General features: G+C 63.9%; 27 protein-coding genes. 21 read left to right on the top strand and 6 right to left on the bottom strand.

Annotated features, from left to right (window positions below; translation table 11 throughout):
• The 11 genes from ACR65T_RS14035 to ACR65T_RS13985 form a co-directional block, all read left to right on the top strand.
• Nucleotides 1–450, top strand: a 450-nt coding sequence (locus ACR65T_RS14035; RefSeq protein WP_434497054.1) for a zincin-like metallopeptidase domain-containing protein, incomplete at its 5' end; no start/stop codon positions are given.
• A gap of 149 nt (nucleotides 451–599) precedes the next feature.
• Nucleotides 600–2,699 (top strand): ParB/RepB/Spo0J family partition protein, encoded by a 2,100-nt coding sequence (locus tag ACR65T_RS14030; RefSeq protein WP_434497053.1) that lies wholly within the window; start codon nucleotides 600–602, stop codon nucleotides 2,697–2,699.
• Between the two features lie 123 nt (nucleotides 2,700–2,822).
• A complete protein-coding gene (locus tag ACR65T_RS14025; protein WP_434497052.1) occupies nucleotides 2,823–3,299 on the top strand; it encodes a DUF6878 family protein in 477 nt (158 codons plus the stop codon).
• A gap of 10 nt (nucleotides 3,300–3,309) precedes the next feature.
• A complete protein-coding gene (locus ACR65T_RS14020) occupies nucleotides 3,310–3,672 on the top strand; it encodes a DUF6915 family protein (protein WP_434497051.1) in 363 nt (120 codons plus the stop codon).
• 26 nt (nucleotides 3,673–3,698) lie between these two features.
• Complete coding sequence (locus ACR65T_RS14015) at nucleotides 3,699–3,821, top strand: hypothetical protein (RefSeq protein WP_434497050.1); 123 nt, start codon at nucleotides 3,699–3,701, stop codon at nucleotides 3,819–3,821.
• Between the two features lie 211 nt (nucleotides 3,822–4,032).
• Complete coding sequence (locus tag ACR65T_RS14010) at nucleotides 4,033–4,332, top strand: DUF4326 domain-containing protein (RefSeq protein ID WP_434497049.1); 300 nt, start codon at nucleotides 4,033–4,035, stop codon at nucleotides 4,330–4,332.
• Nucleotides 4,333–4,469: 137 nt separating this feature from the next.
• Complete coding sequence (locus ACR65T_RS14005; RefSeq protein ID WP_434497048.1) at nucleotides 4,470–5,228, top strand: hypothetical protein; 759 nt, start codon at nucleotides 4,470–4,472, stop codon at nucleotides 5,226–5,228.
• An 85-nt stretch (nucleotides 5,229–5,313) separates the two neighbouring features.
• A complete protein-coding gene (locus ACR65T_RS14000; protein WP_434497047.1) occupies nucleotides 5,314–5,913 on the top strand; it encodes a DUF6927 domain-containing protein in 600 nt (199 codons plus the stop codon).
• A 172-nt stretch (nucleotides 5,914–6,085) separates the two neighbouring features.
• The gene (locus ACR65T_RS13995) at nucleotides 6,086–10,432 is read left to right on the top strand and encodes a strawberry notch-like NTP hydrolase domain-containing protein (protein ID WP_434497046.1); all 4,347 of its coding nucleotides are present in this window, start codon (nucleotides 6,086–6,088) and stop codon (nucleotides 10,430–10,432) included.
• Between the two features lies 1 nt (nucleotide 10,433).
• Nucleotides 10,434–11,474: a DUF7146 domain-containing protein gene (locus ACR65T_RS13990; RefSeq protein ID WP_434497045.1), complete on the top strand. Its 1,041-nt coding sequence runs from the start codon at nucleotides 10,434–10,436 to the stop codon at nucleotides 11,472–11,474.
• A 343-nt stretch (nucleotides 11,475–11,817) separates the two neighbouring features.
• Nucleotides 11,818–12,756 carry a DUF2493 domain-containing protein gene (locus ACR65T_RS13985; protein WP_434497044.1) on the top strand — a complete coding sequence of 313 codons (939 nt, stop codon included), beginning with the start codon at nucleotides 11,818–11,820 and terminating at the stop codon, nucleotides 12,754–12,756.
• A 74-nt stretch (nucleotides 12,757–12,830) separates the two neighbouring features.
• Here the strand turns inward: ACR65T_RS13985 and ACR65T_RS13980 are convergent, their stop codons facing one another.
• From ACR65T_RS13980 to ACR65T_RS13960, 5 genes are all read right to left on the bottom strand, one after another.
• Nucleotides 12,831–13,154: a hypothetical protein gene (locus tag ACR65T_RS13980; protein ID WP_434497043.1), complete on the bottom strand. Its 324-nt coding sequence runs from the start codon at nucleotides 13,152–13,154 to the stop codon at nucleotides 12,831–12,833.
• A 3-nt stretch (nucleotides 13,155–13,157) separates the two neighbouring features.
• On the bottom strand, nucleotides 13,158–14,996 hold the full coding sequence (gene merA, locus ACR65T_RS13975; RefSeq protein WP_434497042.1) for a mercury(II) reductase: 1,839 nt from the start codon (nucleotides 14,994–14,996) through the stop codon (nucleotides 13,158–13,160).
• A gap of 3 nt (nucleotides 14,997–14,999) precedes the next feature.
• Nucleotides 15,000–15,278 carry a mercury resistance system periplasmic binding protein MerP gene (merP, locus tag ACR65T_RS13970; RefSeq protein WP_434497041.1) on the bottom strand — a complete coding sequence of 93 codons (279 nt, stop codon included), beginning with the start codon at nucleotides 15,276–15,278 and terminating at the stop codon, nucleotides 15,000–15,002.
• Nucleotides 15,279–15,293: 15 nt separating this feature from the next.
• A complete protein-coding gene (merT, locus tag ACR65T_RS13965; protein WP_434497040.1) occupies nucleotides 15,294–15,644 on the bottom strand; it encodes a mercuric ion transporter MerT in 351 nt (116 codons plus the stop codon).
• A gap of 87 nt (nucleotides 15,645–15,731) precedes the next feature.
• A complete protein-coding gene (locus tag ACR65T_RS13960) occupies nucleotides 15,732–15,869 on the bottom strand; it encodes a hypothetical protein (RefSeq protein ID WP_434497039.1) in 138 nt (45 codons plus the stop codon).
• A gap of 125 nt (nucleotides 15,870–15,994) precedes the next feature.
• Here ACR65T_RS13960 and ACR65T_RS13955 point away from each other — a divergent pair, with 125 nt between their 5' ends.
• The 5 genes from ACR65T_RS13955 (at nucleotide 15,995) to ACR65T_RS13935 (ending at nucleotide 18,499) form a co-directional block, all read left to right on the top strand.
• A complete protein-coding gene (locus ACR65T_RS13955; RefSeq protein ID WP_434497038.1) occupies nucleotides 15,995–16,417 on the top strand; it encodes a MerR family transcriptional regulator in 423 nt (140 codons plus the stop codon).
• A 413-nt stretch (nucleotides 16,418–16,830) separates the two neighbouring features.
• A complete protein-coding gene (locus ACR65T_RS13950) occupies nucleotides 16,831–17,001 on the top strand; it encodes a hypothetical protein (protein ID WP_434497037.1) in 171 nt (56 codons plus the stop codon).
• Between the two features lie 141 nt (nucleotides 17,002–17,142).
• Nucleotides 17,143–17,619 carry a hypothetical protein gene (locus ACR65T_RS13945; RefSeq protein ID WP_434497035.1) on the top strand — a complete coding sequence of 159 codons (477 nt, stop codon included), beginning with the start codon at nucleotides 17,143–17,145 and terminating at the stop codon, nucleotides 17,617–17,619.
• Between the two features lie 129 nt (nucleotides 17,620–17,748).
• On the top strand, nucleotides 17,749–18,009 hold the full coding sequence (locus ACR65T_RS13940; RefSeq protein WP_434497034.1) for a hypothetical protein: 261 nt from the start codon (nucleotides 17,749–17,751) through the stop codon (nucleotides 18,007–18,009).
• Between the two features lie 166 nt (nucleotides 18,010–18,175).
• Entirely contained in the window at nucleotides 18,176–18,499 is a 324-nt protein-coding gene (locus ACR65T_RS13935; RefSeq protein ID WP_434497033.1) for a DUF736 domain-containing protein, read from the top strand.
• A 141-nt stretch (nucleotides 18,500–18,640) separates the two neighbouring features.
• On the opposite strand, the gene ACR65T_RS13930 is transcribed toward ACR65T_RS13935, so the two are convergent.
• Complete coding sequence (locus tag ACR65T_RS13930) at nucleotides 18,641–19,051, bottom strand: helix-turn-helix domain-containing protein (RefSeq protein WP_434497032.1); 411 nt, start codon at nucleotides 19,049–19,051, stop codon at nucleotides 18,641–18,643.
• 290 nt (nucleotides 19,052–19,341) lie between these two features.
• Here ACR65T_RS13930 and ACR65T_RS13925 point away from each other — a divergent pair, with 290 nt between their 5' ends.
• From ACR65T_RS13925 to ACR65T_RS13905, 5 genes are all read left to right on the top strand, one after another.
• Nucleotides 19,342–19,611, top strand: coding sequence for a DNA -binding domain-containing protein (locus ACR65T_RS13925; RefSeq protein WP_434497031.1), 270 nt, complete (start codon nucleotides 19,342–19,344; stop codon nucleotides 19,609–19,611).
• A gap of 244 nt (nucleotides 19,612–19,855) precedes the next feature.
• Nucleotides 19,856–20,071: a transcriptional regulator domain-containing protein gene (locus ACR65T_RS13920; RefSeq protein WP_434497030.1), complete on the top strand. Its 216-nt coding sequence runs from the start codon at nucleotides 19,856–19,858 to the stop codon at nucleotides 20,069–20,071.
• The gene (locus ACR65T_RS13915) at nucleotides 20,007–20,597 is read left to right on the top strand and encodes a DUF2285 domain-containing protein (protein WP_434497029.1); all 591 of its coding nucleotides are present in this window, start codon (nucleotides 20,007–20,009) and stop codon (nucleotides 20,595–20,597) included. Before ACR65T_RS13920 ends, ACR65T_RS13915 begins: the two co-directional genes overlap by 65 nt.
• Before the next feature lie 156 nt (nucleotides 20,598–20,753).
• On the top strand, nucleotides 20,754–21,038 hold the full coding sequence (locus tag ACR65T_RS13910) for a helix-turn-helix transcriptional regulator (protein WP_434497028.1): 285 nt from the start codon (nucleotides 20,754–20,756) through the stop codon (nucleotides 21,036–21,038).
• Nucleotides 21,039–21,057: 19 nt separating this feature from the next.
• A complete protein-coding gene (locus ACR65T_RS13905) occupies nucleotides 21,058–21,957 on the top strand; it encodes a replication initiator protein A (protein WP_434497027.1) in 900 nt (299 codons plus the stop codon).
• Nucleotides 21,958–21,995: the final 38 nt, after the last annotated feature.

The raw sequence follows: 21,995 nt of genomic DNA, 5'->3' as shown, positions 1-21,995 counted from the left end.
CCTCGCGTTCCTGGAAGGGCTCTGATTATGCCGAACAGCCGCATGGCCAATGCCGGGCTATCCGGCCTCCAGCGGAGGCCATGCGGCATAATCCGGATCGCGGCATTATGCGTCTTATGCCGATATCGGCATAAGACGCATTGGGTTGGACACTCGTCTCGCCTCGCCCGTGACCTGTCCGGTTCCCACGGCTCGAAAGCCTATGCGCGCGAGGAGTTGATCGCCGAAATGGCGGGCGCCTTCGTTTGCGCTTCGCTCGGCATCGCGCCGACCGTGCGCCACGCCGACTATATCGGCTCCTGGCTGGAGGTGCTGCGCGAGGACGACCGCGCCATCGTCCGCGCCGCCAGCGCGGCATCGAAGGGGGCCGACTATCTGCTGGCGTTCCAGCCCGATCACGTCGAACCCGCCGACGCCAATGGGAGGACCAGCGAGGTCGAGGCGGTGTGATGATTGCGCCCGTGTTTTCGGAAAGGTCTTTTCCGCTTCTGCGGTCCTCCAGGTTCACGATCTCGAAGAGAGGGAGAGGAGGGCGGGGTTTTTTGTGACGGGTTGGGCAGAGAGAGAGGCTCTCGGCGCCCGTCACGGAGACTACCGAGATGGCTACAGCCGTTCAGAAGATCACGCTCAGCGCCTCGCGCGATATTCCGTTCAACAAACTCGTTCTGTCCCAGTCGAACGTCCGGCGCGTAAAGGCCGGCGTCTCGATCGAGGAGCTGGCGGAGGACATCGCCCGCCGCACGCTCCTGCAGAGCCTCAACGTCCGGGCAATCCTCGACGCCGAGGGCCAGGAAACCGGCATGTTCGAGATTCCGGCGGGCGGGCGCCGCTATCAGGCGCTCGAGCTGCTGGTCAAGCAGAAACGCCTCGCCAAGACCACGCCCGTTCCTTGCGTGGTGCGCGAAGGCGGCATCGCGGAGGAGGATTCGCTGGCCGAGAACGTCCAGCGCGTGGCGCTGCACCCGCTTGACCAGTTTCGCGCCTTTCAAACCTTGCGCGACAAAGGCCTCGGCGAAGAGGAAATCGCCGCGCGCTTCTTCGTCGCGCCGACCGTGGTGAAGCAGCGCCTGCGCCTCGCCGCCGTTTCCGAAAAACTGCTCGAAGTTTACGCCGAAGACGGCATGACGCTGGAGCAGCTGATGGCGTTCACGGTCAACGGCGACCACGCGCGCCAGGAACAGGTCTGGGAGGGATTGTCCCGCTCGCACAATCAGGAGCCGTACTATATCCGCCGTCAGCTCACCGACGGCGCGATCCGGGCCTCGGATCGGCGCGCGCGCTTCGTCGGCGTCGAAGCCTATGAGGCCGCCGGCGGCATTGTCATGCGCGATCTGTTTCAGCATGACGACGGCGGCTGGGTGCAGGATCCGGCATTGCTCGATCGACTGGTGAACGAAAAGCTCCAGACCGAGGCCGAAACGCTGCGCGGAGAAGGATGGAAATGGATCGCGGCCGCGCCCGACTTCCCCTATGGCCACACCGCCGGTCTGCGCCGCCTTGTCGGCGAGACGATCGACCTCACCGAGGACGAGCGGGCGAGCTTTGACGCCCTTACGGCCGAGAACGAGGCGCTCGAAGAGCAATATGCCGAAGCCGACGAGTTGCCAGATGAAATCGACCAGCGGTTCGGCGAGATCGAGGCCGCGCTCGCGGCTTTCGACAACCGGCCCGTCCACTACCACCCGGCCGAAATCGCCGTTGCGGGCGCCTTTATCAGCATCGACGGCGAAGGCGCGCTACGCATCGAACGCGGCTTCATCCGCCCCGAGGACGAAGCACCGGTCGAGCCCGTCACAAGCGGCGATGGCGATGCGCCGCGGACCGCCGGCTCCGACAGCGTGGTTCACGGGGCGGTCATCACCGTCGGCGGCGCGCCGACGGCTTCCGAGACCGACACGCCGGAGGAGGACGACGCCATCCGTCCGTTGTCGGATCGGCTCGTGACCGAACTGACCGCACATCGCACACTGGCGCTGCGAGATGCGCTGGCCAATGAACCGAACGTCGCCTTCCAGGCGGTGCTGCACGCGCTGTGCCTCTCCGCGTTCTATCGGCACGCTTCCGACACCTGCCTGGAGATTGCGGCGAAGAACTCCGGCTTCAGCGCGCAGGCCCCGGGTTTGGCGGAAACGGCTTCCGCGCTGGCGATCGAGGCGCGCCAAGCGCGCTGGGCCAAGCTATTGCCCGAAAACTCCGGCGACCTCTGGGACGCGCTGACGGCGTTCGATGGCGGCAATCAAACGGCGCTGTTCGCTCATTGCGCCGCGCTCACCGTGAACGTGGTCAAGGAGCCGTGGAACCGGCGCCCCGATGCGTTCGCGCATGGCGACCAGCTCGCCCGGGCCGTCGATCTCGACATGACCGCCGCCGGCTGGCGACCTACCGTGGAGAACTATCTCGGCCGGGTTCCGAAGGGCCGCATAATCGAGGCCGTGCGGGAGACGAAGGGCGAACATTCGGCGCGGCTCATCGAGCATCTCAAGAAGGCTGACATGGCGCGAGAGGCCGAGCGGTTGCTCATTGGGGCGGGCTGGCTGCCCGAGCCGCTGCGTCTCGCGCAAAACGAGATGGAGGTGGACGCGCCGATCGGCGAGGCGGGCGAGGCCGAGGCTCTGCCGGATTTCCTGGCGGAAGACGAAGACGACACGCAGCTCGAGGCCGAGGAAGAACGGCCGCACGTCGCCGCTGCGGCCGAGTAACCCTCCGACCGCCGGGCGACGGAAACCGTCCGGCGCCGGTTTTCCCATCCAATTCCATCCGAAAGCCCGGCCTCCTGAGCTTGTCGAAGGGGCGCCGGGTTTTCCCATTTCCGGAGCCACGTCATGAGCGACACACAATCGACGCCTGTCCCTTCCCTCGACTTCACCGCCCTGGACCAGAAAAACCGCGAGCACGCCCGCATAGCGGATGAATTGCTCCTGGCGAACAAGACCGCACTGTTCGACGCGCTCGCGGCGGCGGCGATCGACATCGTCACCGTCGTCTTCGACGGCTATGGCGACAGCGGGCAGATCGAGAACATCGAAGCCAAGGCCGGCGATGAGATCATCGCCTTGCCGACCTGTGAGATCGAGATGGCTCGCCCGGTCTGCGGCAGTTCCGAGATCGAACGCCAGACCCAACCGGTTCGCGAAGCCATCGAAACTCTGGCCTATGATTTCCTCGGCGAAACCCAGAGCGGCTGGGGGAACGACGAGGGTGCCTATGGCGACTTCACCTTCGATGTCGCCGCGCGGACGATCACGCTCGACTACAACGAGCGGCATATGGAGTCCGACTATTCCCAGCACGTATTTTGAGGAGGCGACAATGGGACATTGCTATCATCACGCGCTCTCTTCGGCGAAGAAATGGGGCGGGACAGCGGACGACTATCTGGCCTTGCATCAGTGGTTCGACGAGTCGAAGGCAATCACAGCCGACTTTCGTCATCGCGCCCTGCGCCATCACGCCGAGGGCATTTTTATGCTGGAGAGATTTTTTGGTCAAACAATTGCCATCTCCACGGGCCGCGTTGTGCCGGTGCGGCTGATCGGCGAACAGCATGTGATCGAGGATCTCGGCTTCATCCCGAGTTTCGCCGATTGGGTCCGCTGCATCCGGCCCGAGCCATGGATGGGGCGAGCCCAGCCGATCCATCGCATCGTCGATCCGTTCGCCGCCGCCAGCTGATCGATCTTCCTAACGTCAGCCCACCAATGCAGCTCATCGACATCGACGCGGCGCGCATCCGCCGTATTCAAACCTTGCCGGTGCGGTTCTCGTTTTCTCAACCGTTGAACGCCGCGCCTCGTCGCATCGGCTCGTTCCTATGGCTTTGAGCCTCGCCCAAAACCCGTCGCGGCGACAATTGTCCCCTTGCCTTGCCACAAGCGGCAATTCCTCGCGCAAGCCAAAATTCTCGCCACTCTCGGGTCTTTCGCTTTGCTACAGCCTCGCGCCGTTCCGGCGCCTCGGTTCGGGCGTCCCTTCCGCGGCCATTATGGAAAGCCATCGCAACGAGGCGCGGCCTCGAGTTGAGGAGGGAACCCGATGTGCAAGGTTTTGAACAGACACACGGCGGGATCGTGCAGCGGCGCCGTCTATATCGGGAGAGGCAGCAAATGGGGCAATCCGTTTCGGATCGGCGTCGACGGTGATCGGGCGACCGTCATCGCGAAATTCGAGCGCTCGCTGCGCGATCGGCACGACTTGCTCCGCGCGCTCGAGGAACTGCGCGGCAAGGATTTGGTTTGTTATTGCGCGCCGGCGGCCTGCCACGGCGATCTGTTGCTGCGCCTCGCTAATGGCTCGCGCGCCGAACTTATCGCGTGGTGGCGAGCGGCAGGCTGATCGCGCGCGCAATCGGGAGCGGCCGCGCCGACGAAGCCGCGCCATCCAGTTCGCTTCGACTCGAACTCTTCCCAACGTCGACCCACCCAAAAGCCCGGCCATCGCGCTGGGCTTTTCGCATTACTGGAGGACAAAACATGGCCGACTATTTTTCACCAACGGTCGTTCAGCCGGCCATTTTGAGCGCCGACATGACGGCGCTCGAACGCCTGCTGTTGACGCATATCTTCGAGAGCGAGCCGGATGGCGACGGGCTGTATTTCTTCGCGGAGACGTCGCCGAACACTCAAATCGAGCTGCCCATCAAAGTGGTCCGCGCCGCGCTTGCCGCTGAGGAGGGCGTCGCCAGCGAAGCCGCCGCCTTCGTGCGCGGCCAGTTAAAAGACGTGGGCGACGACGATGAATACGTCTGCCTTGATCTCAGTCAGACTTCATTTGAAATCCTGTTTCAGGACATCGTCAAACGCTCGGCGACGCTCGATCACGTCAGCATTGTCACGTCTTTCACTTGCACGAAAATGCGGCCGGATGGATTCGGCGGCATGGCCGTGCTCGTCACCGCCGATGCGATCAAGGGCAAGAGCACCGAGGACATTCTCGGCGATTTTTTGGACGAGGCCGAGCATGGTCCGCTCATGGCCGCGCCGGGCTTTGGCGTTCATGTCCTGCTGCGCCTTCACGAAGCGAAGGTTCGCGCGCAGATCGCCCAAATCATCGAGGCTGACGAAACGCTGACGCCGATCGCCGCCGGCGCCGTCACGGACGCCGACATCCGCGCCGGCTGCATCAGCGTCGTCGAGCGAACGGACCTGACCGAGCAACAGGATTCGGCGGTGTTCAAAGCAGCTTTGGCCGCCATCCGCGAAGCCGAGCAGCGGCTCGCTCCGGCCCGCTGATCGCCGAAACTTATCTCTCCATCACGAACGGCGCGCGCTTCGCCAACGCGCGCCGTTTTCATCCCTCCAATGAAAGGACACGCCGATGGGCTGGCTGTACATGCAGTCCCTCAAGGGCCACGCCGGCCCGCGCCAATATCTCGACGCTCAGTTCACCTTCGAGCGTCCCGACGCAACATCGAAAGTGCTGCGCTCGGCGCTTGTCGGCAGCAACGTCTACTACGCCGCCGTGGAACAGCTACGCGTCGCCTCCGGCGAGCGCGAAGTCTGGGCCGCCATCTGCCTCGTTCGATACAATCCGCGCGACCGGGAAGGCTACATCTTCGGTTACAAGAATGCGGAAGAATCGATGGGGCCTTATGAGTGCGAATGTCCCAAATCGATCCTCGATCTGCTAACGCCGACGGATCGTCCTTACGCACAGCAATGGCGTGCTCGCTGCCGCGCCGCCGCCGCCGCCCGCCGCGCCAGGGCCGCCAAACCGAAGCCGCGCGCGGGGCAGGTGATCGTCTTCGACGAACCGCTCGCCTTTTCCGATGGCCGAAGTTTTGACCGGCTCGAGGTCGTCGCCAACCCGCGCAGTCATGGCGCCGTGCTGTTTCGCGCGCCCGGCTCCGGCGGGCTCTATCGCATTGCCAACATCAAGAGCCGGAGCTACCGGCTTGTCGAACCGCCGCCGACATGAGCGTGCGTTTTCTAAGGCGGAGACATCGAAGGGTTCGGCGCGCGTCGCCGGACCCTTTTTTTTCGTGGAGGCGCCGAGAGGGAGAGGACGGCCGGAAAGGGTTTGAGCCGGCGGGGTCGAGAGAGAGCGCCCTGGCGGCTCGGCCCGTTCCCGCTCTCCAAAGGTTCCCTCCATGACCAATGCTTTTGCTTCCGCGTCCGGCCTCGCGGCTGCGCCGTTGTCCGGCGCGCCCGCCGCCAACCCGACCGTTTGCATTGCCGATACCGCGCAACAGCTCCTTCCCCGTCTCGAACGCGGCCAGCGCATCGACGCCGCCGCGTTGCGCGCCGCGATGGAATCCGCCTTTGGCGGCTCCGATGCTGACGGCGCCTGGGACTGGAAGACCGCCTACGACGCCTGCGAGGCGGCGACGGTCCTGTTTCTGCGCAAATTCGGCCCGGCCATGCGCACGCGCGTCGGCTCGAACGCCGCCATGCTGGCGATGCTGGAAAAGATCGCGGGCCTTCTCCCCACGCATACGCGCCGCAATTTGGAAAGCGACGCTCTTCAGCAATTCTCGACGCCGATCGCGCTCGGACTCGCGGCGAGCGTCGCCGCCGCGATTGCGCCGGCGGATTTCGTCTTGGAGCCGTCAGCTGGAACCGGGTTGTTCGCCATTTTTGCCGAGCTTGCAGGCGCGTCGCTCGCGCTCAACGAGCTGGCCGAAACCCGCGCCGGACTGCTGGATCATCTTTTCCCCGGCATCGTCGTCACACGTTTCGACGCCGCGCAGATCGACGATCATCTCGACGCCGGCGTCACGCCGAGCGTCGTGATTATGAACCCGCCGTTCTCCGCGATCGCCAACGTCGATCGCCGCATGGCCGACGCGGCGCTTCGCCATATCTCCTCGGCGCTGTCGCGCCTTGCCGAGGGTGGGCGTCTGGTCGCGATCACCGGGGCAAGCTGCGCGCCCGACAATCCCGCTTGGGCCGACGCCTTCGTCCGATTGCAGGAACGCGGGCGCGTCCTGTTCTCGGCAGCGATCGACGGTGCGATCTATGCGAAGCACGGCACGACCATCGACACGCGGCTGACGGTGATCGACAAGATTCCCGCCGACGATCCGACAGCTTACCCGGCGTCGCCCGGCGTCGCGACCGATGTGGCGACATTGCTCGGCTGGATCACGCAATCCCTGCCGCCGAGACTGCCGTTGGTCGCTCGCGTCGCCACGCCGCCTGTCGTCCGACCGATTGTCGCGCGTGTGTCGCGCCCGGTCGCGGCGCGACGTGCCTCGGCTCCCACCGTCTCCATCGAACTTGAAGCTATCGAACTCGCCTACGAGACCATTGACTGGAAGCCGGTCGACGGGCGCCGCATCACCGATGCGCTTTATGAAGAATACGTAATTCAGTCGATCCGCATTCCCGGCGCAAAAACTCATCCGACAAAACTGGTGCAATCGGCGGCGATGGCGTCGGTCGCGCCGCCCAAGCCGAGCTATCGACCGCAACTCCCCGCCAAGGTCATCTCGGATGGCCTGCTGTCGGACGCGCAGCTCGAAAGCGTGATCCATGCTGGCGAAGCCCATGCCGGCCATCTCGCCGGATCATGGTCCGTCGACGAGACCTTCGACGTGGTTTCCGCCGCGTCCGATGACGCCGAAAACGCCATGCGGTTCCGGCGCGGCTGGTTCCTCGGCGACGGCACTGGCGCCGGCAAGGGCCGACAGGTCACCGGCATCCTGCTCGACAATTGGCTGAAGGGCCGCCGCCGCGCGGTCTGGGTGTCGAAATCCGACAAGCTGATCGAAGACGCCCAGCGCGACTGGTCGGCGCTCGGACAGGAACGCCTGTTGGTCACGCCGCTCTCGCGATTCCGGCAGGGAACGCCGATCCGCCTCTCAGAGGGCATCCTTTTTACGACCTACGCCACGCTGCGCTCCGACGCCCGCGACGAAAAGGTTTCGCGAGTCCGACAGATCGTCGAATGGCTTGGTTCCGATTTCGACGGAGTGATCGTGTTCGACGAGAGCCACGCGATGCAGAACGCCGCCGGCGGCAAGGGGGAGCGCGGCGATCAAGCCGCCTCGCAGCAGGGCCGCGCCGGCCTGCGCCTCCAGCACGCGTTGCCCGACGCACGCGTCGTCTATGTTTCGGCGACCGGCGCCACCACGGTTCACAATCTCGCCTACGCCCAGCGCCTCGGTCTCTGGGGCGGCGAGGATTTTCCCTTCGCCACCCGCGCCGAATTCGTGGAGGCGATCGAAGCCGGCGGCGTCGCGGCGATGGAAGTGCTGGCGCGCGACCTCAAGGCGCTCGGCCTCTACGCCGCCCGTTCGCTCTCCTATGAGGGCGTCGAATATGATCTGCTCGAACATCGTCTGAGCGACGAGCAGATCGCAATCTACGATTCTTATGCCGGCGCTTTCGGCGTCATCCATAACAATCTCGACGCCGCGCTCGAGGCCGCCAATATCACCGGCGAATCGGGGACGCTGAACGCGCAGGCCAAAGCCGCCGCCCGCTCGGCCTTCGAGAGCGCCAAGCAGCGCTTCTTCAATCACCTCATCACGGCGATGAAGACGCCCTCGCTGATCGCCGCCATCGATCGCGATCTGATCGCCGGCCATGCCGCCGTGATCCAGATCGTCTCGACGGGCGAAGCGCTGACAGAACGCCGGCTCGCGGAGATTCCCACCGACGAATGGGGCGACGTACAGGTTGACATTACTCCTCGCGAGTATGTTTTAGACTACCTCGCCCATAGCTTCCCGACGCAACTTTACGAGCCCTTCACCGACAGCGAGGGCAATCTCTCCTCGCGTCCCGTCTATCGCGACGGCCAGCCCGTGCAGTGCCGGGAGGCGGTCGCCCGTCGGGACTGGCTGATCGAGAGGCTGGCGTCATTGCCGCCCGTGCATGGCGCGCTCGACCAGATCGTCCAGCGCTTTGGAGCGGACATGGTGGCCGAGGTGACGGGCCGCTCGCGGCGGATCGTCCGAAAGACCAATGGCGACGGTTACGATCGGCTTTGCGTCGAGTATCGCGCAAGTAGCGCCAATCTCGCCGAGGCGCAGGCGTTCATGGACGATGCCAAGCGCATCCTCGTCTTCTCCGACGCCGGCGGCACCGGACGCTCCTATCACGCCGAGCTGTCGGCGAGGAACCGCCGCCTGCGGGTCCACTATCTGCTGGAGGCCGGCTGGAAGGCCGACGCCGCCATACAAGGACTCGGGCGCACGAACCGCACAAATCAGGCGCAACCGCCGCTGTTCCGGCCGATCGCCACCAATGTGAAGGCCGAGAAGCGGTTCCTCTCGACGATCGCCCGCCGCCTCGACACGCTCGGCGCCATCACCAAGGGCCAGCGCCAGACCGGCGGACAGGGCCTGTTCCGGCCGCAGGACAATCTGGAAAGCCCTTACGCGCGCGACGCGCTGCGTCAGCTCTATGTCCTGCTGGTCGCAGGCAAGGTCGAGGGTTGTTCGCTGGGCGCGTTCGAGGACGCGACCGGGCTGAAACTCACCGACAGCAACGGGATCAAGGACGAACTGCCGCCGACTGCCACTTTTCTCAATCGGCTGTTGGCGCTGACCATCGACCTTCAGAACATCCTGTTCATGGCCTTCGAGCAGCTTTTGAACGCCCGCATCGAGGGCGCCATCGCATCGGGAACATATGACCTCGGTCTGGAGACGCTGACGGCGGAGAGTTTTATCGTTACGAACCGCCAGACGATCTATACCCATCCCGGCACATCGGCGGAAACGCGCCTGCTGACGATCACGCAGCGCGAGAGGAACCAGCCCGTCACGCTGGACGAGGCGCTGGATCGACTCTCCGATCCGCGCGCGCGCCTTCTGGTCAACAGCCAGTCGGGCCGCACCGCCGTGCAAATTCCCGCGCCAAGCGTGATGCTCGACGACGGCGAGGTGGAGCGCCGCGTCAGGCTGATCCGGCCGATGGAACGTCCCTCTATTCCATTGGCGATGATGCCGCAGACCCATTGGCGGGAAGCCGACCGCGAAACCTTCGCCCGCGCCTGGGAGGCGGAGGTCGCCGCCGTGCCGGAATTCATCGACAGCACGATCCACATCGTCGCGGGTCTGTTGCTGCCGATCTGGAAACGCCTGCCCAATGAGTCGACGCGGGTCTATCGGCTCCAGACCGATGCCGGGGAGCGCATCGTCGGCCGCATGGTTTCGGCCGCATGGGCGGCGGGGGCGCTGGAAGGGGACGCGGCAAAACTCTCCGCCGCCGACGCCTTCGCCGCGCTGATGGCGGGAAGGACCATCCTCGATCTTGCCGAAGGGCTCCAGCTTCGGCGGGTTCGCGTCATGGGCGTGGGCCGCATCGAACTGACCGGCTTTACCGACGCGATGCGGGAACGCCTGCGCGCCTACGGCCTGTCTCACGAAATCATCTCATGGAAGCTGCGGATGTTCGTGCCCACCGACGCTGCGGGCCCGGCGATTCTCGCCAAGGTCATGGAGCGCTATCCGCTGTCGCGCATCCGCGTGCGGGAAGCGGCGTGAGATGGCGCGCAATATTGCCGAACTGGCGCATTGTCTCGCGCGTGACGCCGAGGCGGTGTGCCGTCATTATCTCTCCAACGGTCGCCGCCAGGGCAATTATTGGCTGGTCGGCGACGTGAACAACACGCCGGGCCGCTCCCTGTTCGTGCGGCTGAAGGGCGGCGAATCCGGCAAGGACGCGCGCGGAAAATGGCGAGACGCGGCGACGGCAGAACACGGCGATCTTCTCGACGTCATTCGCGGGAGCTGCGGCCTTGTCGACTTCCACGACGTCATGGACGAGGCGCGGCGCTTTCTCAGCCTGCCACGACCGAAACCAGAACCGGAATGGCGCCGTCAGCAGTCATCGACGCCGACTGGATCGTCGGAATCGGCGCGGCGTCTGTTCGCCATGTCGCGGTCGATCGCGGGCACTGTCGTGGAGACTTATCTGCGCAATCGCGGCATTGCGGCTTTGCACGGAACCGCGAACCTGCGCTTCCACCCGCGCTGCTATTATCGCGTGGACGCACACTCGCCGACCCAGACCTGGCCGGCGATGATCGCCGCCGTCACCGATTTTGGCGGCACGATCACCGGAGCGCATCGCACCTGGCTCGACCCGTCGGGACAAGACAAGGCGCCGATCGACACGCCGAGGCGGGCGATGGGCCATCTCCTTGGCAATGCCGTCCGCTTCGGTTTGGCGCAAGATGTCATGGCGGCCGGCGAGGGAATCGAAACCGTGCTGTCGCTGCGCAGCGTCATGCCCATAATGCCGATGGCCGCCGCACTTTCCGCCGCGCATCTGGCCGCCATCCTGTTCCCGGCGCCGCTGCGGCGCCTCTACATCGTCCGCGACAACGATGCCGCCGGCGACGGCGCGGCGGCGAGTCTGATCGACCGCGCGAATGCGGTCGGGATCGAGGCGATCGTCCTGTCGCCAACGCTGGAGGATTTCAACGAAGATCTCCGCTGGCTCGGCGCCGATGAGTTGCGGGCGGCGATCAAGGCGCAACTCGCGCCGGAAGATGTGGCGCGCTTTCTAGAATTGCCGGCGTGAGCCGGAACGGGGAAAGGTAGCCTGCGGCGGCAGCGCGCGCACATGCCGCATCGGATCGTGGCGCTTCCCTGCGTTGTCGGAGAGGACCGCGTCCACGGCCTTCTTGAGAGGGCGATCGGGGCGGCAAACGGCCCGGCCCGGCAATGGCTTCAGGCCGACTATTTTCCGTCGGCGGCAAGCCGCCTTTACATCGCGAGGCAAAATAGCCGGCCCTCCGCCATCCTCCACTTCGTTCCGGCCGCTTCCGCTTCGCTCCCTGCGGTGCAGGCCCGGACCGCCCGCCGCCTTTCGTCGCCATGAAGGCCGCGATGGACGCGGTCGATCCGACCAAGGGAAGCACATCATGACGACCGAACACATTGAGCCCGGCTTTGAACCGCCGCATAACTCATCTCCGACCGAGCATGTTCTCGCCGAACTCCAGCTCCATGGCTATCGCCCCTTCCAGGACGAACCCGACCCGAGACCGCTGCCCGATGCTGAAATCGTCGCTGGCGCCGTCGCCGACATCTTCGACGCTCTCGTCGTCACCTTGGGCGACACCCGCCTCGAACCCGACCTCGAGGACCTGCTGTGGTCGAGCGTCAATCTCTTCCACCGCGCCGTCGCGCGTATCGAGCGCGAATTGGACGACAACGAGCAGGCGCAGCGGCGCGGCCAGAAAGAACAGGACGGCTCGGAAATCCGCTCGGTCGAATTGGAGCGCCTCACCGCCGAGGGGATGACGCTGATCGAGCGCAGGAACAGTTTTGAATTCTTCCGCGATTGCGCCGCCGAACAGTTCGAGCGTCAAACCGGATCATCCTGGCGGCCGCGCAGCGGATCGATGGTGAATCATCGCGCGCTGACCTCGGCCATGATCGACAGCCGCGATTTCCTTGCCGCCAAGCGCCGCGCCGAGACGCAAGTGCTGCTCCCAGCCGGACCGAAAATCGCCTTCACCGGCGGGCTCGACTTCAACGATCATCGCGCCATCTGGGACCGGCTCGACAAGGTTCACGCCAAGCACCCCGACATGGTGCTGCTGCACGGAGGTTCGCCGAAGGGCGCCGAGCGCATCGCCGCCCGTTGGGCGGATCACAGAAAAGTTCCGCAGATTGCCTTCAAGCCCGACTGGACCAAACATGCCAAGGCGGCGCCGTTCAAGCGCAACGACCAGATGCTCGACGTGCTGCCGATCGGGGTCATCGTCTTCCCCGGCTCGGGGATTTCAGCGAACCTCGCGGACAAGGCGCGCAAACTCGGCATCCCGGTGTGGAAGTTCGACGAGGGCGGCGCGTGAGCGCCACCGCCCGCAAGAGTTTGCGCAACACATAGTCGTATGCAATATGCGTCGAATACACCCCTGCCGTGTGCTCACTCCGCCGTCAGACGCAACTTCGCATCCAACCATCGCCATGGGGTGCAGCCGATCCTCACCCAGCGGCCGAGCAGAAGACTGGGCGCCACCCCAAGCTCTGGGCACCCCGGATAGGCCATCGCCGCCGCGAGGACATGGGTCGCGCCAAGCCAGCCTGCGATGACGGCCAGCGCGATCCAGCTGACGGCTGACCAGGGGAGAGCCAGAGCCAGCGACAGCAGAGCGACACCGACGATCAGCCTGGTTCGGCGCTGCCTCGCGTTCAGCGGACGCCAGTCGGCAGGATCGCCATTGCAACAGGGCGTCAAGCGCTCTTTCATCGCTTACCCCGCGCAACAGGATAGTTGCGTCACGTCCTTGCTAAAGGTCTGCGCCGCGAGCTTCAGGCCCTCGACCATTGTCAGGTAAGGGAAGAGCTGATTGGCGAGGTCGTGTACACTCATCCGTGCATGAATGGCGATCACCGCCGCCTGGATGAGTTCGCCCGCGTCCGGCGCCACGGCTTGCACGCCAATGAGCCGGCCCGAGCCTGCCTCGGCGACAAGCTTGATGAAGCCTCGCGTGTCGAAATTCGCTAAGGCGCGCGGCACATTGTCGAGGGTCAGTGTGCGGCTGTCGGTCTCGATGCCCTCATAGTGCGCTTCCGCCTCGCTGTAGCCTACGGTGGCGACTTGTGGATCCGTAAACACCACCGCCGGCATGGCGGCCAGATCGAGGGCGGCGTCGCCGCCGCTCATATTAATCGCCGCGCGGGTGCCGGCCGCCGCCGCCACATAGACGAATTGTGGCTGGTTGGTGCAGTCGCCGGCGGCGTAAATATGGGGCGCGCTGGTGCGCATGCGCGTGTCGACGATGATTGCGCCCTGTGGGTTGACGGCGACGCCGGCGGCTTCCAGCGCCAGGCCGCACGTGTTCGGCGCGCGGCCTGTGGCGATCAGCAGCTTGTCGGCGCGCAATTCGCCGTCACCGGTCGTGAGCACGAATTCACCGTCCGCGAACGCCACGTTGCTCGCTTGCGTGTGCTCCAGCACTTCGACGCCCTCCGCCCGGAAAGCGGCCGTGACCGCCTCGCCGATCGCTGGGTCTTCGCGGAAGAACAGCGTGCTGCGCGCGAGGATCGTCACCTTGCTGCCCAGCCTCGCAAAGGCTTGCGCCAGTTCGACGGCCACCACCGACGAGCCGATCACCGCTAGGCGCGCAGGGATTGTGTCGCTCGCCAGCGCCTCGGTCGAGGTCCAGTAGGGCGTCTCTTTCAGTCCGGGAATGGGCGGGACGGCCGGGCTCGCGCCCGTGGCGATGAGGCAGCGGTCGAAATTGATTTCGCTTTCGCCGCCTTCGTTCAGCCGGACGATCAGGCTGCGACGGTCTTGGAACTTGGCTTCGCCACGCAGCACGGCGATGGCGGTGTTGCCTTCAAGAATGCCCTCGTATTTGGCGTGCCTCAACTCATCGACGCGCGCCTGTTGTTGGGCGAGCAGTTTTTCCCGCTTGATTGTAGGATTTGTCGCGGCAATGCCCTCGTCGAACGGGCTCTCCCGGCGTAGATGCGCGATATGAGCGGCGCGGATCATGATTTTGGAGGGCACGCAGCCGACATTGACGCATGTCCCCCCGATCATCCCACGCTCAATGAGCGTGACCCGCGCGCCGTCTTCGGCAGCGCGCAACGCGGCCGCCATGGCTGCTCCGCCGCTGCCGATGATCGCCACTTGCAATGGCGCGCCCCAGCGCTCTTGCTTGGCGTTTCGATCGAGTATTTTGCCAGACCGTCTCTCTGAAACGCTGACGCCGCGGGCGCGTTTTGCGACAACTGCTTGATAGCCTGCGGCCTGCACAGCGGCGGAAAGCGCCGCGGGGTCGAGCGCCCCGTCGCCGCTGACTCGCGCCGTCCCTTCGGCGTAGGACACATTCGCCTCATGCACGCCGGGGGCTTTGAGCAAGACCTTTTCGATATGACTCGCGCAGCTGCCGCAGGTCATGCCGGTGATCTGCAAGACCACACTATTCCCTTCGCGCCTTCGATCGGATGAGGCGGGGGATTCCTCAGAACCGATTCGTTGCCCGAGGACATGGCGCAGGCGCGCGAGAAGCGGCATGGCGTGGCCCATCGCGGTGCCAAACGAATGTGCGAGCGCTGTCTTGATCGAAGGTGTTTCGTCCATGGCTCATTTCTTCAGTTCGGAAGGATAACCGGCCCCTTCGGTCGCCTTGGCGAGCGCTTCGACGTTTGTTTTCGCGTCGTCGTAGGTCACGATGGCTTCCTTCTTCTCGTAGCTCACCTCGGTTGCTTGCACGCCCTCAACCTTGCTCAACGCCTTCTTGACGGTGATTGGGCAGGCGGCGCAGGTCATGCCGGAGACCGACAGGGTGATCGTTTGGCTGGCTGCCCAGGCCGGCGCGCTGAAAACGGCGGACAAAGCGATCATCGCGGCGAGTTTTTTCATGATTGGGGCCCTCTTTCAGTAGAATAGCGGAAGCACGTAGGGGAAAACGGTCGACGCTCCGATCAGCGCCGCGACGCCCCAGAAGATCACCTTGTAGACCGACCTCACTTGCGGCGCGGCGCAGGCCTCGCCCGGTTTGCACGCCGTAGCCGGGCGATAGATTCGACGGTAGGCGACGAACAGCGCAATGGCTGCGGCGCTGAGGAACACCGGACGGAACGGTTCGAACACTTTAAAATTGCCGAGCCAGGCGCCGCTGAATCCAAGGGTGACCAGCACGAGCGGGCCAAGGCAACAGGCCGACGCGAGGATCGCCGCGAGGCCGCCGGCGACCAGCGCCTTGCGACCGAGTGGATGTTCAGACATGGGGTGTAATTGTTCGGACACGGGACTTCCCCTTGGTTTTGGCGATTGCCCGGCTCCTCGGGCTGGCTCCGTCGGCGCCGGCTGCGTTCAGTCGGCGATAACCCAGCGCACGAAAAAGAAAAGCGCAGCGGCAATTCCTGCGGTCACCGCAAGCCCAATCGGCGTCATCGCCATCTGGATGAGACCAAGACCTTCGCCATCACACATTGCTCCGTCCTCCATCATCGGAAAGCCGATCCAGCGTGTCGTTGTTCGTGCTTTTCAGTTGACTATTTCCACCCTAGGGCCTGTAGTCGCTACAGGGTCAAGAGGTTTTTTTGCCCAGTTCACCAGTTCACAGGAGGCCGGATATGAAGGCGATGGATGCGCTCTCGATCGGGAAGCTATCGAAGCAGAGCGGCGTCAACATCGAAACGATCCGCTATTACGAGAAAATCGGCGTCATGCCGGCGCCTGGCCGTAGCGCAGGCGGTTATCGCATCTATGGGGCGGACTGCCTCAAGCGGCTGAGCTTCGTGCGGCGCAGCCGGCGCCTCGGCTTCAGTCTCGATGAAATCCGTGGCCTACTCCGCCTTGTCGACGGGCACACCCATACGTGCGCGCAAGTTCATGCGCTGACGCTGAATCACCTCGCGGAGATTCGCCGCAAGATTAGGGACTTGAAACGACTCGAACGGGTGATGGCGGAGATGGCTGCGCAATGCACAGGAGAAAGCGCGCCCGAATGTCCGATTGTCGATGCTCTTTTCGACGCACCAACAGTATCTGTCTAATGCGGGAGATTTTGGCCGCAGCGACCTCTCTTGCTGTCGGAAACGCCATGATCCGCGACGCGAGCATTGTCCGCTATGAGTTCGGACAACGCGGGGACCGCCTTTCTGCACGCCAACGTTTTTGTTCCCGCGGGACGGCGAGGGCGTAGTCCAGGACAGGCGGCAGGTCAGCCGCGACCGCGAGCAGAGGACTTTTTGGCATTCGTCTCCCAACCGGCGTTCACCACCCCGCTCTCATTGGCGCAATCCTTGGTCCGGCCCATGGCCTGACGCCATCAACCCGTGAAGGGTCCGCTGCGCGAGCGTGCGGCCTCTGCGGCTTCGCCTGCGAGGTGATTGCGGCCATGGGCCGGACACATCGGGCGCCTGTCGCGCGCGGGGATGGTCCCCGCCTCAAAGACGGGAGCTAAAAAATGTCTCAAGCCCTCACAACCGCTTACGCCTGCGGCTGGAGCCTCGCCACCTCGCTCATGACCTGCGTCATCGTCTTCCGCGCCGGCGACGACGATTTCGGCGTCATGACGACCGCCGAATATGACGGCGATCCCGAGATCGTGATTCACGAATTCGATCCACACTGTTGAACGGGCTTCGAACACGCCCATCGGAGCGAAAATCCTCACCGGATTTTCGCTCCCGCCATTGACCACCATCTGGCTATACTCCGTGATGCGCCGAGGCGGAGGTGGGAGGTGCGGCCGTTCGACTACGTTACGGAGACCACCATGCTCATCATCGGCATCGTTCTCGGCTTCGTCGCCCTCGGATATTTCTGCTGGCTGTTGTTCGCGCTCGCGGTCAATGCGTTGCCGTTCTTCGCCGGCGTCACTGCGGGACTCGCCGCCTTCCACAGCGGCTCGGGTCCAGCCGGCGCGATCGTCGTCGGCTTCATCGCAGGGGTCGTTACGCTCGTCGTCGGGCAAATCGCCTTCGCGGCTGTCCGATCGCTGGTAATGCGCGCAACAATCGCTCTCCTCTTCGCCGCGCCGGCCACCGTCGCCGGCTATCATGCGACTCTCGGCCTCGTCAAAATCGGCGCGCCATCTCCGGACTGCTGTGAAATTCTTGCTGTGATCGGCGCCATCGTGGTGGGAGCGACGGCTTGGGCGCGCATGACGCTCTTGGCCCCGCCGAATGTTGGGCGGCGTGCCATGGCTAGTTCGACTCCACAGCCCTTTGCGTCGGCGTCCAGAGACGGGTGAACACTCGCCTCGTCATCTCTCGAAGCGCATATCGAGCGCGTATCTGGTCGCCGAGTATGACCACGAAGGTGCGATCCTTCAAAACATTTCGACCGAAGAGCGGCGACCTCGCATTGATCGGAAGACCCCATGATCCTCGACACGAGCATTGTCGTCGGCTGCTTCGGCGATGTGGCGTCCGCCTTTCTGCACGCCAGCGTTTCTTTTCCTTCGCCTGGAAAGCCGGGCGTCTTGCGCGGGCCGACAGAGTTCCGCCAAGTCTCCTGTTCGGGAACGCTGTCCGGCCAAGCGCGACCACCGAGGCCTCTCTTATGGCTTGATCTGGCCGAAGGACGGCTGCGCCTCGATCGTCTGAGACGCAACGGCGGCCAATCGACTTTCTTCCCCTGACGCCCGCGGCGTCATTCCTCGCGAGGCAAGAAACTCGCTGTTCCGCCGTCCTCCGCTTTGCTTCGGCCCGCGAGCGGGTGCGTCGCCGATCGCCTTCGGCCTTGCGATCGCCATCGAGGCCGCGATGGGCGCGGGCTCGAAGACAGCAGATCACAGGAGAACTATCATGGCGAACATCGGCTCCTTCAAGAAGTCCGGCAACGAGTTCCAGGGCGAGATCGTGACGCTCAGCGTCCAGGCCAGGGGCGTCCGCATCGTTCCCGAAGCCAACCGGACCAACGACAACGCGCCGAGCCACCGCGTCTATGTCGGCCGCGCGGAGATCGGCGCCGCCTGGTCGAAACGCTCGAACGAAGGCCGCGATTACCTCTCGGTCAAGCTGGACGATCCGAGCTTCACCGCTCCGATCTACGCCAACCTCTTCGACGATGAAGAGGGCGAAGGCCACACCCTCATCTGGTCCCGCAGCCGCAAGGCCAACGGCGACTGAGCGAAGCCCGCCAACGCCTCGCCCGAAACGTCGGGCGGGGCCGTCGCTTCAAGCGCCCAAAGCTTCGGCCAGATTGCATGGCGATATCCTCAGTTCGTTCGCAAGAGTACAAAATGCTCGCCGAAATCGGCATTCCGGTTTTCAAACTTTATGTCGAACCGTCTTTGCGGTTTTGCGTATCGTCGACTTTGCGCCTTTCCGATTATCTGCTTTTACCGAGGAAGGTTTCATCTCACGCTTCCCTCGCGTCGCCGGTTCGGTCAGCGCCTCTTTGTCGGCCGCGGCCAGCGCGACATGTTCGAGCGTCGTCGGAATGGCAGACTCAGCGTCCTTGCGTCCTCGCGTCGGCTTTCGGAGCAAATCGGCCGCTTCAATGCCGAGAACGCGCGCGAGCCGATCGACGACATCGATGCTGGCGGCATAGACGCGCCGCTCAATCGAGCTGATATATGTGCGATCGATCTCAGCCTGATGCGCAAGCTCCTCCTGTGACAGGTGTTGCGCCTGCCGAGATTTCCTCAGATTGATCGCCAGAACCTCTCGGATGTCCATGGCCGCGAGAGGATCGGCTTGTAGAGTATTTAACCACGGAGTATTCTCTACAAACTGTCATCGGCTGGAGCTTGTTCGTTGATTCTCATGGCGACCCCGGGCGAGGCTTCGCTGTTTGGCGCTCTTCTGCGTGATCGAGGCAAAGTCTTCGATCATTGAGCGGTTGGACTGTTGCGGCGCCAAATTTCGTGATCGGTGTCGACGCAAATGGGCCGCATATGTAAACATCCCGCAAGAATTTCGGGTAAATATAAAACAGAGCCGCCGGCCAATCGAGGAACACACCGTCCGTGAGCCCTCCCAACTCAACGCCAGTCGCAACCGCCGCTCCAACCGAAGCGCAAGTCACCGACTATGATCGCGCCCATGCGATTCTTTATTTGCGACTGCTCGACGCAGCCGAGGAAGGCGCAGCGTGGGAGGAGGTTTCCAGAATCGTGCTCGGAATTGACCCTCGTCACGAGCACGCCCGCGCCAAACGCGCTTACGATACCCACCTCGCCCGTGCGCAATGGATGACCAAGCACGGCTACAGGGACTTGTTGGCCGGTCATCCGTGACGGATATTCAGTTGAAGCATATGTCTTTCAAATGAGAGGCTGAGGCATCGTCCGACTTCGTCCTCGTTTGTGGCGCCAAGGTCGCACTTCCGCAAATCCACGAACCCGTCTTTACGGCGAATATATGAAACTGACCGCTATTCGCGGGACATAACTCCATGCCGACTCGTGCGTTCGCAACCGCGAGTTATCGACAAGATTTTTCGCGAGCCTGACATAAGGCCACTCCATCGTGAGAATTTCCATGTCAGTCGCTGATTGGCGCTCGCCGAGCGCGTATGATTATTTATCCAATTCGAATTGGCCTGGCTTTGCTTGGGAGTATCTGCGGCGCAATCAGCAATATCGCGCCGATCACGCCACCCCTCGATTTCAAGCTGCTCTGGAAACCGCCTTTGCCGGTCCCGAGCGGCGCTGGGGGTTGCGATTTCGCGGTCGATCCAACGCTGCGCGCGAATGAGGCCGAACTTTTCTGGCTCCCGGATTGGCGCGCAAGCGCCGTTATTCTCTCCGCCAGTCCGACAGAGACATCAACGCTGATCTTCGCACCGTCGGATTGGCCCGGCGTTCGTATCCGGCGCATTGCGCCGGATGGTGAGCATCTCATCCTTGGCGTCGGACACGAAGAGCATCAACTCTGGCTGCCCGATCCTCCGATCAAGGGGCGTCCGCTCGCGGCCATCATCCCGTTCGATAAAGCAACGCCCTACCGGGCCGCGGCGACGATCCGATTCCTGCGTCACCTGAGAGGTCGCCCACCTCTCAGGGCGCCCCTGGTGAATCGCCGCGTTGTCGATATGCTCCGTGCACTCGACGGACATTTGAGCGGCGCGTCCTATCGCGACATTGGGGAATGTCTGTTTGGTCCGGCACGGATCGACGCCGAGCCGTGGAAGTCGTCATCTGTCCGTGACGCTACGATTCGTCTCGTGCGCGGCGGCGTCGCGCTGATGCGCGGCGGCTATCGCAAATTCCTACGCAAATAGCTTGCGGGATCACTCGCCTCGATATTGCGGTCCAAGAGGGTGGCGAATTTCACGCCCCCAATCTTCACCATCCCTCCCGCCGGATTTTCTCCGCCAAGGTGATCGAACACAGCCGCCGATATTCGGCGGCCCTCCTCGATTTTCCAAGGCTCGCTCATGTCCGCCGCGACGACCCAACTTCCGCCGCGCTATCTGCGCACGCCCGAGGCCGCTCGCTTCTTGGGCCTCTCGGGCCGAACGCTGGAAAAGCACCGCACCTACGGAACAGGGCCCCGCTATTCAAAACTCGGCGGCCGCGTCGTCTATCGGCTGGATGATTTGCAGGCCTGGGCCGAACGCGGCGCCAAGGCCTCGACATCCGATCCGGGCGTCGGAACCGTGCTGCCGGCAAGGCGCCAGGCGCCCGCCGCGCTGACCCTCGCCAATCAATCACGCCGCTGATTGCTCGGGGGGCGCGGCCATGACAGCGACGCATCGCCATACTCGCTCATGGAGCGACGAATGGGAGCAACTCGAACTTTTTCGAGCGCTGCCCGGCGACCTTGTGCCGCGCGATGCGCAAGACCTCATGGCCTATCCGTTCTTCAGCCTCGCGAAGTCGAGGAGGACGACGCCGATTGATTTCAAGATGGGCGAGATTGCCATCAAGGTCGAGGCGACGCCGGATCATGGCATGGCGACCATATGGGACGCCGACGTGCTGATCTGGGCGGCGTCGCAAATCGTCCAGGCGCGCGACACGGGACTGCGCACCTCGCGTCTCATGGCGACGACGCCATACGAAATTCTCACCTTCACGGGCCGCGCGACCGGCGCCCGCGACTATCACCGGCTGAAAGCCGCGCTCGACCGGCTGCAATCGACAAGCGTCATGACGTCCATTCGTCAGCCGAATGAGCGTCGACGCCATCGCTTCTCCTGGATCAACGAGTGGAAGGAGACCGCCGACGCCAATGGCAGGCTGCTCGGCGTCGAATTGATCTTGCCGGATTGGTTCTACGCCGGCGTTCTCGACGAAGCCCTGGTCCTCACCATCGACCGGGCTTATTTCGCGCTGACGGGCGGGTTGGAGCGTTGGCTCTATCGCTTGGTGCGCAAGCACGGCGGCCGTCAGGACGGCGGCTGGAGCTTCGATTTCAAGCATCTCCACGCAAAGTCCGGGGCGCTGTCGCCGCTCAAACATTTCGCGTTCGACTTGCGCGACATCGTCCGTCGCCAGCCCCTCCCGAATTATCGTCTCTCCATCCGACGCGGCCCGCTCGGCGCCGAGCGCCTCGTCTTCGCACCCATTCCGCTCGACCCGCTGGAGCGCGCCACGCGCCGCTTCGATCTTTCTCCCCCGCTTGTGGATAAGCTGTGAATCATCTCGTGCTATCGGGGACCGCTGCTATCGTGCCA

This window comes from Methylocystis sp. (assembly GCF_051061285.1).
Taxonomy (GTDB): domain Bacteria; phylum Pseudomonadota; class Alphaproteobacteria; order Rhizobiales; family Beijerinckiaceae; genus Methylocystis.
The sequence above is the reverse complement of the archived record's forward strand: the minus strand, read 5'-3'. Positions and strand labels throughout refer to the sequence as shown.

What these genes read in the sequence shown, in the direction of transcription:
- ACR65T_RS13905 (WP_434497027.1), top strand. Translation starts at nt 21,058, where the DNA reads ATGACAGCGACGCATCGCCATACTCGCTCATGGAGCGACGAATGGGAG.
- merT (WP_434497040.1), bottom strand. Translation starts at nt 15,644, where the DNA reads ATGTCTGAACATCCACTCGGTCGCAAGGCGCTGGTCGCCGGCGGCCTC.
- ACR65T_RS14000 (WP_434497047.1), top strand. Translation starts at nt 5,314, where the DNA reads ATGGGCTGGCTGTACATGCAGTCCCTCAAGGGCCACGCCGGCCCGCGC.
- ACR65T_RS14010 (WP_434497049.1), top strand. Translation starts at nt 4,033, where the DNA reads ATGTGCAAGGTTTTGAACAGACACACGGCGGGATCGTGCAGCGGCGCC.
- ACR65T_RS14005 (WP_434497048.1), top strand. Translation starts at nt 4,470, where the DNA reads ATGGCCGACTATTTTTCACCAACGGTCGTTCAGCCGGCCATTTTGAGC.
- ACR65T_RS13985 (WP_434497044.1), top strand. Translation starts at nt 11,818, where the DNA reads ATGACGACCGAACACATTGAGCCCGGCTTTGAACCGCCGCATAACTCA.
- ACR65T_RS13930 (WP_434497032.1), bottom strand. Translation starts at nt 19,051, where the DNA reads ATGGACATCCGAGAGGTTCTGGCGATCAATCTGAGGAAATCTCGGCAG.
- ACR65T_RS13910 (WP_434497028.1), top strand. Translation starts at nt 20,754, where the DNA reads ATGTCCGCCGCGACGACCCAACTTCCGCCGCGCTATCTGCGCACGCCC.
- ACR65T_RS13935 (WP_434497033.1), top strand. Translation starts at nt 18,176, where the DNA reads ATGGCGAACATCGGCTCCTTCAAGAAGTCCGGCAACGAGTTCCAGGGC.
- ACR65T_RS13920 (WP_434497030.1), top strand. Translation starts at nt 19,856, where the DNA reads ATGTCAGTCGCTGATTGGCGCTCGCCGAGCGCGTATGATTATTTATCC.
- ACR65T_RS13960 (WP_434497039.1), bottom strand. Translation starts at nt 15,869, where the DNA reads ATGATGGAGGACGGAGCAATGTGTGATGGCGAAGGTCTTGGTCTCATC.
- ACR65T_RS13995 (WP_434497046.1), top strand. Translation starts at nt 6,086, where the DNA reads ATGACCAATGCTTTTGCTTCCGCGTCCGGCCTCGCGGCTGCGCCGTTG.
- ACR65T_RS13980 (WP_434497043.1), bottom strand. Translation starts at nt 13,154, where the DNA reads ATGAAAGAGCGCTTGACGCCCTGTTGCAATGGCGATCCTGCCGACTGG.
- ACR65T_RS14025 (WP_434497052.1), top strand. Translation starts at nt 2,823, where the DNA reads ATGAGCGACACACAATCGACGCCTGTCCCTTCCCTCGACTTCACCGCC.
- ACR65T_RS13945 (WP_434497035.1), top strand. Translation starts at nt 17,143, where the DNA reads ATGCTCATCATCGGCATCGTTCTCGGCTTCGTCGCCCTCGGATATTTC.
- ACR65T_RS14015 (WP_434497050.1), top strand. Translation starts at nt 3,699, where the DNA reads ATGCAGCTCATCGACATCGACGCGGCGCGCATCCGCCGTATTCAAACC.
- merA (WP_434497042.1), bottom strand. Translation starts at nt 14,996, where the DNA reads ATGGACGAAACACCTTCGATCAAGACAGCGCTCGCACATTCGTTTGGC.
- ACR65T_RS14020 (WP_434497051.1), top strand. Translation starts at nt 3,310, where the DNA reads ATGGGACATTGCTATCATCACGCGCTCTCTTCGGCGAAGAAATGGGGC.
- ACR65T_RS13990 (WP_434497045.1), top strand. Translation starts at nt 10,434, where the DNA reads ATGGCGCGCAATATTGCCGAACTGGCGCATTGTCTCGCGCGTGACGCC.
- merP (WP_434497041.1), bottom strand. Translation starts at nt 15,278, where the DNA reads ATGAAAAAACTCGCCGCGATGATCGCTTTGTCCGCCGTTTTCAGCGCG.
- ACR65T_RS13940 (WP_434497034.1), top strand. Translation starts at nt 17,749, where the DNA reads ATGATCCTCGACACGAGCATTGTCGTCGGCTGCTTCGGCGATGTGGCG.
- ACR65T_RS14030 (WP_434497053.1), top strand. Translation starts at nt 600, where the DNA reads ATGGCTACAGCCGTTCAGAAGATCACGCTCAGCGCCTCGCGCGATATT.
- ACR65T_RS13950 (WP_434497037.1), top strand. Translation starts at nt 16,831, where the DNA reads ATGTCTCAAGCCCTCACAACCGCTTACGCCTGCGGCTGGAGCCTCGCC.
- ACR65T_RS13955 (WP_434497038.1), top strand. Translation starts at nt 15,995, where the DNA reads ATGAAGGCGATGGATGCGCTCTCGATCGGGAAGCTATCGAAGCAGAGC.